Origin of the sequence: Microcystis sp. LSC13-02, from assembly GCA_002282935.1 — a bacterium.
Taxonomy (GTDB): Bacteria; Cyanobacteriota; Cyanobacteriia; order Cyanobacteriales; family Microcystaceae; genus Microcystis.
On the sequence record MTBT01000211.1, the window covers coordinates 11,507 to 24,885 of the forward strand.

Below are 13,379 nucleotides of genomic sequence, written 5' to 3' on the forward strand. Positions count from 1 at the left end.
CAATCCTATTTTCTTGCACTAACATCGGACTTTAACAGGTCAAAAGCTTTATTTTAAAAGGGTTTTACCATTATTCAGCAGACCCTAGTTAGTTATCTTTATCTTTGTACCTGTTTACTGTTTACTGATCACTGTTTACTGATCACTGATCACTGAATCAAGGGAGGTAAAAATGGGCTGGATTATGGTCTTATTTGCGATCGCTGTGGGCGGATTACTGATCTGGCAGAATCTGGGGGTGATCACTTTGGTCTTTTTTGGCGGTATTATGACGGTAAAACTGCCCCTAGCTGTCTGGGTGTTACTTTTCACCCTAGCGGGAATTATCAGTGGTTTAACCCTGCAATTTCTCTATAGTTTTGGTCGTCCTTTGGCTGCCCCAAAAGCCTCCCCTCCTATAGCCAATAATCCTAAAGTCTCACCCCCATCTCCCCGACCTACCTATATTCAAGATTCTGCTGCGTCTCCACCGGGTAACGATTGGGAAAGAGATAGCGGTGATGATTGGAATTTTGATGCACCCCCCGAAAAACCGACTACCATTCAGGATCGGGAAGAATTCCCGCCTAGGGTTGCTGATGGGGAAAAAACGAATTTTGTCAAGCCTCCACAGGACAGTTCTCAAACTGACTCGGTTTATTCCTATAGTTACCGCACAGCCAAACAGAGTCGCGGGGAAAAGGCCGATCAAGTTTACGATGTCAATTATCGGATTATTACGCCCCCTGCCCAAGATCAAAACGAAGATCGGGAGGTAAACAAAGCGGATGAAGAAGAGTGGATTTAACTTTGACAGAAGCAATTCTGTCTAAGCAAGTAATCTCTGTGAACCAAGAATCCCCGTCTCTTTAGAGCGGGGAGTGTCAAAATGGTTAAATCTAGGTTATGTAGACAGAGCGCCATGAAACACACATTATCCGTATTAGTTGAAGATGAAGCGGGAGTTTTAACCCGTATTGCTGGATTATTCGCCCGTCGCGGCTTTAATATTGAAAGTCTGGCCGTGGGTCCGGCCGAACAGATGGGAGTTTCTCGGATTACGATGGTAGTACCGGGAGACGAGGACAGCATCGAACAGTTAACCAAACAACTTTACAAATTAATTAACGTCCTCAAGGTGCAGGATATCACCCAAACCCCTTGTGTGGAAAGGGAATTAATGCTGATTAAAGTTAATGCTACCGCCGAGCGCCGGGCCGAAGTGATCGAATTAGCGCAGGTATTCCGAGCGCGGATTGTGGATATTTCCGAGGAAACCCTGACCATCGAAGTGGTGGGGGATCCGGGTAAAATGGTGGCGATTATGCAGATGCTGAATAAATTTGGCGTTCGCGAGGTGGCCCGTACCGGTAAAATTGCCCTGATTCGCGAGTCGGGAGTCAATACGGAATACCTCAAAGCTTTAGAGGCTAAAATGTCAATTTAGGGATATTGGGTATGAATTGGGAATTGGGGTTTTAGGGTGTTAAGGTGTTGGGGTTTTAGGGTTTTAGGATGTTAGGGTTTTAGTTGAAATTCCCCATTTCACCATCCCCCATTCCCCATCCCCCATCCCCCATCCCCCATCCCCCATCCCCCATCCCCTGATAAAAACTATGTCTAACCAGTCGCCGAAAACCCAAATTAGTCAACTTGTCACCGTTGCCGTGCAGAAATTGCAAGGAAAGGTGAATTTTCAGTCCGTAAATCTCAAAAAAGGGGCGAGGGTTCCCGAATTACGCCTGAAAAACGAGAATGGCAGCGGGGAAAGCAAATATCCCCTTATCGGCGATCGCTATTTGTTGGGTCGTAATTCCAGTTCCTGTGATATTACTATCCGTAACACCGTGGTGAGTCAGATTCATTGTTCCCTCCAGCGTGACCCAAAAAATCCCCATCATTTCCTGCTCACAGATGAAAACTCCACTAACGGGGTTTATATGGGTAAACGTCGTCTCAAAAGCGTTTCCCTGCGTCATGGTGATACCTTTACCCTGGCCCCCCCAGACTTAGCCAATTGTGTCACCATATCCTATTACTGTCCCCCTCCCCTGTGGGCGCGACTTTTGCGCTATGGTTTCTATGGTGCGGGTGGTATTTTCGGTTTATTAGTTTTAGCGGTTATCTGGGAAAGTCGCAGAGTGAATGTTTATCCACTCCCTTCTGGGGTGAGCGGTCCGGTGGTGGTTTACCCTAGGGATGGTCAAACTTCCCTCAATCCCATGGGACAGGAAACTCACCGAGAATTAGATAATCTGGGCGATTTTTCTCCCTATTTGACCAAGGCGGTTGTCGCTTCCGAAGATAGTCGTTTTTACTGGCATTTTGGCGTTGATCCTTTGGGGATTGTCCGGGCAATTAAGATTAATTGGCAAGGTCGGGGCCGTCAAGGGGCCAGTACCCTGACTCAACAGTTAGCGCGTAGTTTATTCCCGGAAGTCGGTCGCCAAAATACTGCCGATCGCAAACTCCGGGAGGCTGTGGTCGCTTTACAATTAGAAGCGGTCTATAGTAAGGATACAATTCTCAAAACCTATCTCAATCGAGTTTATCTCGGTCTGGCCGGTTACGGTTTTGAAGATGCGGCCCGCTTTTATTTCGATAAATCCGCTAGAGATTTAGATATCTCCGAGGCTGCTACTCTTGTGGCTATGTTACCCGCCCCGAATCGATTTAATCCCATTCAAGATTACGACACTTCTGTAAAAAATCGCAATCTTGTCATCGATCGCATGGCCGAATTAAGGATGATTTCCCCAGAAGCGGCGGCCAGCGCCCGCAGATCCCGCATTGAAATCAGTCCCCAAGCCAAAAAATCCCTATCTAGTACGATTGCACCATATTTTTATAGTTACGTTTTCGAGGAATTACAGGAGCTTTTAGGGGAAGAAGTGGCTAAAGAGGGCAATTTTATCGTTGAAACCAGTTTAGACCGCCGGCTGCAAGCGATCGCAGAAAAAAGCTTAAAAAATAATGTCTTAAACCAAGGACCCCGCTATCGTTACTCCCAAGGGGCTTTAGTTACCTTAAACGGTCAAACTGGGGAAATTCTCGCTTTAGTCGGGGGAGTTGATTATCAAAAAAGTCAATTTAACCGCGCTATCCAAGCTAAACGTCAACCCGGTTCCACTTTTAAGGTATTTGCTTATGCTGCCGCCTTGGAAAAGGGAATATCGCCCTATAAAACCTATACCTGCGCTGGACTCTCTTGGCAAGGACAAGCCTATTCTCCCTGTGAACGTAGTAGCGGGGGGGTCAATATGTTTCAAGGTTTAGCGCGATCGGAAAATAGTGTCGCCCTTCGCATTGCTCGCGAGGCAGGATTAAGTAATGTGGTCAATGTGGCGGAACGTTTGGGGGTCAAATCACCTTTAAATCCTGTACCAGGGCTAATTTTAGGGCAAAGCGAGGTAAATGTCTTGGAAATGACTGGCGCTTATGCGGTTTTTGACCATGGCGGGCGCTGGAATCGTCCCCACGCCATTAAACGCATTCTCGACGCTTCCGACTGTAAAAATGTGGAGGATTTGAGTACTTGTCGGGTTATTTATGACTATGGCGAAGATAGCGATAGAAATCAGCAGGTAATCTCCCCTAAAACCGCCGAGACGATGAATAGCCTATTGCGGGGGGTGATAACTAATGGTACAGGCGGCGCTGCCAGTATTGGCATGGGAGAAGCGGGTAAAACGGGAACTACGAATAATTATGTGGACCTTTGGTTTATCGGTTATCTTCCCCCTCGCGACTGGGTGACGGGCATTTGGTTAGGTAATGATAATAATTCTCCCACTGCGGGCAGCAGTCAACAGGCAGCCAAGTTATGGGGCGATTATCACCGTCAGTTAATCACTACACCAAACTAATCCCAATAGGACTAAGCTACTGTTCCCGTTGCCTATTCCAGAGTTCCCTAAAACCAGAGACTTTGTACCTCACTATTAAGATAACTGCTTTAAAGTAATAAGGGTGTCCTAGCCCTAGCTAACACACCCGCAGAGACTATTTCTGGTGGCTTGATTTTAGCCCAAAAATCCACAATTGCCCGACCCACCGCAGTGGAGGGACAGGGATAGATTAGACAATGACAATCTGATTATTGGTGATAGCTGGCGCTGGCGTACCAGTAAGGGTTGCGATTCCGAGCAGACTACCAGTAGCGGCAAGGTTTGAGTCATACTGTAAAAGGCCAGTACCAGGATTGTAGATAAATCTGGCAATGTTATTTTCGACTGCTGCTAATTGGTTAGAAGCCAAAGTACCGAGAGGCAATCCACCGAATTGAGCGCTTGTAAATGCCAGAAGATCACCGTCAGCGATGGTAAAATCGGTGATGGTGTCAACGCCCTGATTGGTAGCAGTGTAAGCAAAACGGTCAGCACCAGCGCCGCCGGTTAGGGTATCGGTTCCCACACCACCGATTAGGCTATCGTCTCCATCACCACCGATTAGGGTATCGGTTCCCGCACCACCGTTTAGGCTATCGTTTCCATCGCCACCGATTAGGGTATCGCTTCCCGAGACACCATTTAGGGTATCGTTTCCATTGCCACCGATTAGGCTATCGTCACCATTGTTACCATTTAGGCTATCGTTTCCATCGCCACCATTTAGGGTGTCGTTATCAGGTCCACCATTTAGGGTATCGTTGAACGCACTACCTGTAATGAAATAGGGAGCCAAGTTGGAGAGTGGTGAGATCGTAGTTTCACCATCCATGGGCATAGGGTCGATATTTATTGGTGTCGTACCTGCTGCTTTCGTGTACGAAGGACCGTTGGGGTTGATTTTTAGTATATGAGTGCCGCCAACCGTAGATCTAACAAAGGTATTGGTAGCTGCTGCTAGGGAAAAGTTCTCAGAAAAGGCTGTCTTGTACCCGGAAAGGGTTGAGCTAACAGCACCAGTCGTTCCGTTGAATAATCTCCAAACCGTATTGCCGTCACCGAAAACGCCAATGGAAGTGAGATTATATGTACCAGTGGCTGTTGTCGGCAGAGAAATAGGGGCATTAGGATTGGCGTCCAAGAACTGGGCAACTGTTGTAAATTGACCAACTGTGAAACTAACGCCCATGGTGGCGTTGTTAAAAGATATGGTAATAGTGTCGGCCATAGTTTTTTCTTTGAATGATATGTTTGTACTTGAGGATTTTGACAATCTTCTCCCCAATTATTATATACCAAGAAAAAAATGCAACCTTTTTTTCTGGGCTTGTTTTCTGAATTGTTGTTAATGGTCAAGTTTTTATCAATTTTGGGTTAATTTTCGGCTGGGTGTGATATAAATCACGCCAGAAATTAAAGTTAATGTCACCGATAGCCAAAAGGCAATCTGAGAAATTAAGTTATATTCAGAAGGCAAGGGAGCAATTAAGAGAGCGATAGCGATAATTTGGCTGACTGTTTTGCTTTTTCCCCACCAATTAGCCCCTTTTATGTCGCTATTTCCCGTTAAATTCGGATTAATCCGCCAACCAGCGATCGCTAATTCGCGAGCAAGAATCAAAAACACTCCCCAAGCAGCAATTAAATCCATTTCAATCAGAGCTAAGAGGGGAGCGAGAACCAGCAATTTATCGACCAAAGGATCGAGAAATTTACCTAATTCGGTGATTTGATTGAATTTTCGCGCTATATAACCATCGAGCCAATCGGTACTAGCGGCAATCAGAAAGATAATTAAACTTAACCAGCGATCGATTTCTGTGCCTTGGTGCAACCAGTATAAAATTAATGGCAGTCCCAAGAGTCGCGATAGGGTAATCGAGTTGGGTAGGTTCATTTTTCAGTAAACAGTGAGCAGTAAACAGTGAGCAGTAAACAGTGAGCAGGTATAAAGATAAAGATAACTAACTAACTAATTAACTTAAAACTTACATCTGATAACTGATAACTGATAACTGATAACTGATTTTAGCTGGCTAATTTGAGATCAAAATTACTTTGTTTATTGCCTAATTGTCTGAGCCAACGATAATTATAAGCTAAAGCACCCCAGAAGGTGGGATAAACGGCATAATTAACGCCAAATTCTTGGCAAACTTCCGCTAAAATTGGGGCAATTTTAGGGTAGTGAATATGGCAAATTTGCGGGAAAAGATGGTGAACGACTTGATAATTTAATCCCCCTAAATACCAATTTAAAAAGACATTTTTAGGTGCAAAATCTACGGTAGTTCGCACTTGAAATATTGCCCATTCGTCTTCGATTTGGTTAGCTGCCGAGGGTTGAATAAATTCGGCGGGTTCCAAAACGTGAGCTAACATAAATACATGACAGGCAAGCACTCCATAGGTCATAAAAACAATGAGAAAACCGATCGCTATTTCTAGGGGACTATAACCAACTAAGAGAGGAATGCCAATAAACCAGAAGAGATAAACAAATTTTCCGCTCAATAAAACGAATAGATCTATCGGTTTAGGATTGGGAATTTTAATCTCGCCAAAACGATTACAAAAGAGGATAGATCGCACATCGGAGAATGACCAATATATAGGAATTATAGCGTAGAGAATCGGGATAAATAAATGTTGATAACGATGATACCATTTATGCTCGGCATGGGGAGTCATTCGCACGACACCATCGCCGTGAATTTCCACATCGTATCCTAAAACATTGGTGTAGGTATGATGGAGATAATTATGACGAAAACGCCAGAGATAACCGGAAGTACCGATGATATAATCGTAGCTCATGCCAAGGAGAGAATTAACCCATTTTTTACTAGAATAGCCGCCATGGTTAGCATCATGACCAATGCTAAAACCAATCCCTGCTAATCCTCCTCCTAAAACCATGCAACCAATAATTTTTAGCACCCAGATATCCGGACCAAAAAGCACAAATAGCCAAGCGGCAATTACCCAGGTTAAAATCGTGATCGTCTTCAGGTACATGGCAAAATTATCTCTGGTGGGGATGCCGTTTTCGGTAAAATAAGCATCAACCCGTTTATTCAATTCCTTTCTAAAACCCTGATTTTCGGTAAAAGTTACTCGCATTCCTATTTTTGTCCTAGAAGTTGATATGACAGCAATTTGTGGCAGCTCAGAGTTAATTTATGAGTCTTTTACTGGTTTGCTAAGGCTGTCTCAGCATAACTGATAATTTCTCATCAGTCCCTCATCTATTGTCAGAGAAAGAGGTGCGCTTGGCAAGGGAATCGCTCAATTTATTGGCTACTCTTGCAGAAAATCCTCGGTTTTTACCTAATCAGATATCAGATACCTGTAGCCGGTGATAGAAATGAGCGTTGGGTACTTTTGTACTACTATTAAAGCCATTGAAGGCGATCGAGTTTTCTGGTGCGAAGTGCCACAATTAAGAAAATCGATCGATGCGATCGCTGGAAGCGTGGCCAATGATGAAGCGGTGTATTTTGATCTATGGCAATGGTTACAGAATGAGCCTAATAACCAATTAGTCAAGTCTCATTGGATGGTTTTTTTACAATATCGTTCCTCTATAGTAACTCAAAGGGTCTATCAAAATGTTGGCCATCGGATCGATGCTGATTATGAAACCCTATTCTACTATTTGCTGAATTTGCTTGCCACGGCAATTATCAATAATCCTAGCAATTTTTACGGTAATTTTCAGGATAACAAGACCAACCCGGGATTTTTTCGCTTAATCTTAGAAAAATGGACAGATAAAAAATTGAGAAATACTCTCTATAATTTCCTGCGAGGAGAGTATAAAACTATTGGTAGGACTAATCTCGGTATAGTCAGTCTTTTTAGTGCGAATAAAATTCAAAAAATTTTACGAACATCGGGTATCTTTACCGAGAATTACCTGCTAATATTTAACTGTTTTCGAGAGGTTAAAAAAGCTTCTCTTAGATCATTGGATAAGTGGCAAGAGGAGGATTGGCAACAAGTAATCGATCGCCTACAGCAGTTACAACCGCAAGTTATTCTCACCGTGGAGGAAGTGCAAGCAAAACTCAATCAAATAGGAGAGATAATGCGTAATCATATCGATCCTCCTTACTCTAAATTTGAGCCTAATAATTATGACGATAATAGCAATTACTTTTGGGACAATCTCCCCAGCAAGAAGCAAAGTCAAGACTTACTACAACAGCAAGAAATCCAGGAAGATATTAAGAAGTTACTGATCACTCAAGAGGAGGAAGTTAAACAGATTGTCTATTGTTACTATCATCAAAAGATGACGCAAGCACAGATCTCTAATCGATTGGGAGTTCACTCATCTACTATTAGTCGAGAAATAACCCAATTATGTAAAAAATTTTATCAGCTACTCTGTGCAAGGGAAGGCAAAGATTGTCCTAGTTTGTTAAATGAGATTAAATTACAATCTCGGCAAAAACAAGAGATCGATGCTTATCTGGAATATTTTTGTCAGTCCTACTTAACTCAAATCTAATCTGTTAGGAGATACCATGAAAGTCAACCTCGATATTTTGCAACAAATTAACCCGAAATCCCTTTGGCTAACTTTTTCGGAAACAGAGATCAAGCAAGCTCGATCGATTCTCGGTCAATACTCGAATCAAACCGCCAAAAATCAGGCTTTGATTAATTACTTAGTCCAAATATGCTTAAGCAATTGGCTGAAAGATAATCTTGATTTTTCCCTTCAAACAACACCTAAAAACCATCAGTATCTTTGGGAGTTTATTAACGGGTTTACCTGGCAAATTCAAGACAAAAAAGTGACTACTATTCCCAGTCAAACTATTGACATTGAGGGATTGACAATAGAGCAAGAATGGGTTGATATTCCCGATTTAGCGGCAGATTTTTATCTAGGGGTGCAGGTAGATTTAGCAGAAAAATTCCTCAATATCTGGGGTTTTATATCCAGAAAAGATGTTAAAAATCTCGCAGAATACGATCCAATTTACCATCAATATTATTTGGAAAGTGAGCAAATTATTGATGATTTAGATATTCTTTGGCAGAGTTGTTTAGAGGGAGAGAGTGAAAAAGGAAAACTGGAATCTCTAGCAAAGTTATCGCCAGCAACAGCAGAAAATTTAATTAAAAAGTTAGGTCAAGTTTCCCCCTATTCTCCGAGATTAGATATTAGTTGTCAGCAGTGGTTAGCTTTGTTGAATAATCAACAATGGCGAGAAAAACTTTATCAGCAGCGTTTAGAGGTAATCCCCACCAAACTTAGTCAATGGTTGCAGGTAATTATTACAGAGAAATGGCAGGAAATCCTCAGCACTATCGACAATTATCGTCCAATTAATCCGGGTTTTTTGTTGGCTGCTGAAAAAATCAGCAGCCGAGAATCTCCGACAGATATTCAGCGAGGAATTAGACAACTGTATGCTAGTCAAAAAGAGGTGGAATTTTCGGAACATTTAACCCCAGAGGAAGCTTTAGCAAAACTACAACATCAAACCCAAGATGAAACTATTCGCTGGCAAGCGGCCGAATATCTCTGGAATATCGATCCTCATTATCCCAATGCTGCTATCCGTAAAATGCTCGATGTGGGTAGTCAATTAATGGGACATAAAATCGCTTTAATGGTAGGAGTTTTATCAACCAGTAACCAGAGAATTGCTGTCTTAATTCGTGCCTATGCCATGGACAATTTTGCCAAGCTACCCCCCGGTTTATCTTTGCAAATTAGCGATGAAATAGGCCAATTAATCCCCAGTTTAGAAGCAAGAGCAAGGGAGAAACCCTTAGATAGCTATCTGCAACTTTATTTTCTAGCTGATGCCGACGATCGCTTTAATGTTAACCTAAGTTTAGGGGACAGTAGCATTACCGAGCAGTTTAGGATTTAATAGAGATAGCAGAAAATGTCAAGGGTAGAGACATGAGCAGAGTTGTGATTCTGAAAATTGGGGAGGGAAATTTTGCAACGGGATTTTCCGTCACTCTAGAAATTCGTGACAATCATCTCTTGATAGCACCTTTTACCGAGGGTAAATTAGTCCCTAACCTTGACATTGCTGACGCTTTGCAAAATTATCGTCGAGCTTATTATCATTGGGTAAAAAGTCAACCCAGTTTAGGAATTACCGTTCCTCATAGCATGATCACCCATGCAGCGGTAGGTGATCCTAGAGACAACCTCAGAAAAGCCACTAAAACTTTAAAAGATAGCTTAAATGAATGGCTAAATTCTAGTTATCTGAGTTCGATACAAAATCATATCTTGTTCCATATAGGTACTGAGTCAGAAGTAAGATTTTTTATCCAAACTACCCACTTTGATTTACAACAAATTCCCTGGGAGTCTTGGAATTTTTTACACGAATGGTGTCCTGATGTGGAAATTGCTCTTACTATCCAGAGAAATCCCCCGATAACCCCGATAATTAACCTTACTTCTCCGATTAAGGTTTTAGTAATTTTGGGCAATATTGACATCGAAAACAAGCATACTTCCCTGTGTTTATCCAGTTTGCAAAAGGTACTAGGAAACCAAGATAAGGTTTCTATGCAAATATTAAGTCCTAGTTCAAAAGTTCCTCTTTCAACGATCAATATTCACAATGAGTTGATCAAAAATCCATGGGATATTGTAGTTTATTTATGTCATAGTCAAACCAGTAGTGACGGTCACGATGGAGTTTTTATCCTTGATAATGATACGGCTTTATTTCCAGAACATAACTTAAGAAATTCCCTAGAAATAGCTGTTAAAAAAGGATTAAAACTTGTTATCTGTAATTCCTGCGATGGGTTAGGTATTGGTCGTCAGTTGGCTAATATCGGAGTACCCCATATTATTGTTATGAAAGAACCGATCGCCGTGCGGGTTGCTTTGAGATTTCTAGAAGTTTTTCTTCCCAATTTTCTTGGACATAAATCCCTACAAGAATCCTTAACAATCGCTCGACAAGACTTAAAATTACACGGATTTGCGGTGGATGCTGCTAGTTCTTCTTTGCTGCCTCGTTTGATAGAAAATCCTGAAGAACCACCGTTGATTTTACCTAAAAATAAAAGGCCATTACGTCTATCTATTCGCTGGAAACAAGCTCTGTTATTTATTTTAAGTCTTCTGGTAACTTTATCAGTTTTATATTGGGGAGGAGTATTTTCCGATGATGCTAGTAAATACCCAGAAATTAGCTTAGGTGAAGAAATATTATTAAAGACTAACCGACAAGATAACAGTCTTGAACAGGGAAGACAAGCTTTTAAAAACAAAGAATATAAACAAGCAATTCAGCTTTTTAAACAATCCCTCGATCGCTTGCCCAATAATCCAGAGATTCGCATCTATTATAATAACGCTCGTGCGGCCTATCAAGACAGAAATCCCTTAAAAATTGCCACCAGTGTTCCTCTTGGTAATAATCCAGAAATTGCTCAGGAAATTTTACGAGGTATTGCTTTATTCCAACAGGAGTTAAACGATGAACAGGCCAAAAACCCCGATTTTCACTTTCTACAGGTAGTGGTCGCTAATGATAATAATAGCGCCGCAGATGCCAAAGATCGAGCCGAAAAATTTGTTAAAGATCCGTCAATTATAGCAGTGGTTGGTCATAATGCTTCTGCTGCTAGTGAAGCGGCCAAAGAGAGGTATGTACAAGGGAAAATTGTTGCTCTATCTCCCACCAGCTTTTCCTCGAAAATCTCTGGCAATGGCTATATGTATAAGATGGTTCCCGATATGGAAACTTTTGCCACAACCTTAAGTGAATACATCCGCGAACAAACTGACAAGCTAATTATCCAAAACCCCACTAATTTAATTTGTTACGACAATCGCTCTGGAGATAATTATAACTTTGCTAACAAATATAAAAACATTCTCCTCGGTCAGCAGTTTCAAAAATTCGTTAAAGATGAAGATTTTGACTGCAATATCGAACCAAAAATTAATTTAGGTGAACAAGAAATTTATCAAAAAATTGCTCAATATCAAGTAAATATTCTCATGGTTGCTCCCTATGTTAATGATCTGAAAAGAGCCGTCAGTATCTTTAAGCAACGTCCCGCAGAAAAGTTAAACTTAGTGATTTTAGGTTCCCCCACTTTTCAAAGTTATCTCACCCTTGCAGAAGGTAAACAAGGAGTAGAAAATTTAGTTATCACCGTGCCTTGGTATGATCTCAAACAAGATAATTATATCCAGAGTTTTTGGCAAAATAAGATCAATGTTTGGCGCACTCCCATGTCCTACGATGCGACCAAAGTTATCCTCACCGCTTTGCGAAAGTTATACCAACAAGGATAAAAATTCGATCGAGAATTATTAAATCAAGTTTTAAGAAACGATTTTTCTATCGAAGGAATGACTGGCACTGTTAGATTCGATGAGAATGGTGTCCGCAACATGAACAATAATCCTGATGATCGCCGCTACTTGATTCTACAGGTCAAAAAGGGTCAATTTGTCCACCACAGTCGGGAGAGTTGCCAACTCTCCCCCCAAAAAGTCTCAAAAATTACAATTATTTCAATGTTCAAGCTTGAGTAAGAAATGAATAGCTAATATGTTAAAATATGCCTAAGTAGGTAGGTTTTAAAAATCGTCAGATTCCCCCTTATTAAGGGGAGCAGGGGGCATCCGCACCCCCCTTATTAAGGGGGGCAGGGGGAATCAAAGGCAAAATCTATCTTCAATTAAATTATAACTACTTACTTATGGATATCGTTATTATCGAAGATGAAATTGAAATCGCCCATTTGATTCAGCAAACTTTAGAGAGGGAATCCTTTACTTGTCATCTGGCTTATAATGGTAGGGTAGGACTAGAACTATTTTATCAAAAGCAACCAGACTTAGTTATTTTAGATTTAATGTTACCCGAATTAGATGGACTAGAATTGTGTGCCAGAATTCGCCAAAAACCCGGAAATAAAGACCCCTATATTCTCATGTTAACCGCTAGGGGAGAAGAAATCGATCGCATTATCGGTTTATCCACAGGAGCCGATGATTACATGGTAAAACCCTTTAGTCCCCGGGAATTAACCGCTCGGGTAAGAGCCTTATTAAGACGTAGTTTAAGACACGATAGTCAACCGCAACAACTCCATCGCAGCCGTCATTTTCTGATCGACTTAGATCAACATTCTGCTCTTCGTAAATTGGAGGGAATGCCAGAGGAAACCCTCGATTTAACCACCTTAGAATTTAATTTATTAGCTACCTTTGTCAGTTATCCCAATCGCGTCTGGAGTCGTACCCAATTAATCGATAATCTCTGGGGAAATGATTTTTTTGGCGATGAAAGGGTAGTAGATACCCATATCCGACGCTTACGCAAAAAAGTAGAACCCGATCCTGCTAATCCTATCTTTATCAAAACCGTAGTCGGTGTCGGTTATAAATTTGAGGATGACATTTGATCAGTTATCAGTTATCAGTTATCAGTTATCAGTTATCAGTTATCAGTTATCAGTTATCAGTTATCAGTTATCAGTTATCAGTTATCA

At 41.6% G+C, this 13,379-nt stretch carries 9 protein-coding genes and 1 pseudogene; 7 read left to right on the forward strand and 3 right to left on the reverse strand.

From position 1 onward, the window contains the following. The first annotated feature begins 172 nt into the window (after positions 1–172). The 3 genes from BGL89_RS12970 to BGL89_RS12980 all read left to right on the forward strand — a co-directional run bounded on the left by BGL89_RS12970 (position 173) and on the right by BGL89_RS12980 (position 3,845). On the forward strand, positions 173–787 hold the full coding sequence (locus tag BGL89_RS12970) for a LapA family protein (protein ID WP_286826055.1): 615 nt from the start codon (positions 173–175) through the stop codon (positions 785–787). Positions 788–901: 114 nt separating this feature from the next. Next, positions 902–1,426 carry an acetolactate synthase small subunit gene (gene ilvN / locus BGL89_RS12975; protein WP_002732118.1) on the forward strand — a complete coding sequence of 175 codons (525 nt, stop codon included), beginning with the start codon at positions 902–904 and terminating at the stop codon, positions 1,424–1,426. Positions 1,427–1,595: 169 nt separating this feature from the next. Further along, complete coding sequence (locus BGL89_RS12980) at positions 1,596–3,845, forward strand: PBP1A family penicillin-binding protein (RefSeq protein WP_286826056.1); 2,250 nt, start codon at positions 1,596–1,598, stop codon at positions 3,843–3,845. Positions 3,846–4,056: 211 nt separating this feature from the next. On the opposite strand, the gene BGL89_RS12985 is transcribed toward BGL89_RS12980, so the two are convergent. The 3 genes from BGL89_RS12985 to BGL89_RS12995 form a co-directional block, all read right to left on the reverse strand. After that, positions 4,057–5,007, reverse strand: coding sequence for a calcium-binding protein (locus BGL89_RS12985; protein WP_286826057.1), 951 nt, complete (start codon positions 5,005–5,007; stop codon positions 4,057–4,059). 222 nt (positions 5,008–5,229) lie between these two features. After that, positions 5,230–5,763 (reverse strand): CDP-diacylglycerol--glycerol-3-phosphate 3-phosphatidyltransferase, encoded by a 534-nt coding sequence (pgsA, locus tag BGL89_RS12990; protein WP_286826058.1) that lies wholly within the window; start codon positions 5,761–5,763, stop codon positions 5,230–5,232. Positions 5,764–5,894: 131 nt separating this feature from the next. Next, positions 5,895–6,989: a fatty acid desaturase family protein gene (locus BGL89_RS12995; RefSeq protein WP_286826059.1), complete on the reverse strand. Its 1,095-nt coding sequence runs from the start codon at positions 6,987–6,989 to the stop codon at positions 5,895–5,897. A 244-nt stretch (positions 6,990–7,233) separates the two neighbouring features. On the opposite strand from BGL89_RS12995, the gene BGL89_RS13000 reads away from it, so the two are divergent. The 4 genes and pseudogenes from BGL89_RS13000 to BGL89_RS13015 all read left to right on the forward strand — a co-directional run bounded on the left by BGL89_RS13000 (position 7,234) and on the right by BGL89_RS13015 (position 13,292). Beyond that, positions 7,234–8,382 carry a sigma-70 family RNA polymerase sigma factor gene (locus BGL89_RS13000; RefSeq protein WP_286826060.1) on the forward strand — a complete coding sequence of 383 codons (1,149 nt, stop codon included), beginning with the start codon at positions 7,234–7,236 and terminating at the stop codon, positions 8,380–8,382. Between the two features lie 16 nt (positions 8,383–8,398). After that, positions 8,399–9,763, forward strand: a complete 1,365-nt coding sequence (locus tag BGL89_RS13005; RefSeq protein ID WP_286826061.1) for a DUF1822 family protein — start codon at positions 8,399–8,401, stop codon at positions 9,761–9,763. A 32-nt stretch (positions 9,764–9,795) separates the two neighbouring features. Then, positions 9,796–12,417, forward strand: a pseudogene (locus BGL89_RS13010) (ABC transporter substrate-binding protein). A 167-nt stretch (positions 12,418–12,584) separates the two neighbouring features. Next, on the forward strand, positions 12,585–13,292 hold the full coding sequence (locus BGL89_RS13015) for a response regulator transcription factor (protein ID WP_286826062.1): 708 nt from the start codon (positions 12,585–12,587) through the stop codon (positions 13,290–13,292). Positions 13,293–13,379 lie beyond the last annotated feature (87 nt).

What these genes read in the sequence shown, in the direction of transcription:
- BGL89_RS12970 (WP_286826055.1), top strand. Translation starts at nt 173, where the DNA reads ATGGGCTGGATTATGGTCTTATTTGCGATCGCTGTGGGCGGATTACTG.
- BGL89_RS13015 (WP_286826062.1), top strand. Translation starts at nt 12,585, where the DNA reads ATGGATATCGTTATTATCGAAGATGAAATTGAAATCGCCCATTTGATT.
- BGL89_RS12995 (WP_286826059.1), bottom strand. Translation starts at nt 6,989, where the DNA reads ATGCGAGTAACTTTTACCGAAAATCAGGGTTTTAGAAAGGAATTGAAT.
- ilvN (WP_002732118.1), top strand. Translation starts at nt 902, where the DNA reads ATGAAACACACATTATCCGTATTAGTTGAAGATGAAGCGGGAGTTTTA.
- pgsA (WP_286826058.1), bottom strand. Translation starts at nt 5,763, where the DNA reads ATGAACCTACCCAACTCGATTACCCTATCGCGACTCTTGGGACTGCCA.
- BGL89_RS13005 (WP_286826061.1), top strand. Translation starts at nt 8,399, where the DNA reads ATGAAAGTCAACCTCGATATTTTGCAACAAATTAACCCGAAATCCCTT.
- BGL89_RS13000 (WP_286826060.1), top strand. Translation starts at nt 7,234, where the DNA reads ATGAGCGTTGGGTACTTTTGTACTACTATTAAAGCCATTGAAGGCGAT.
- BGL89_RS12980 (WP_286826056.1), top strand. Translation starts at nt 1,596, where the DNA reads ATGTCTAACCAGTCGCCGAAAACCCAAATTAGTCAACTTGTCACCGTT.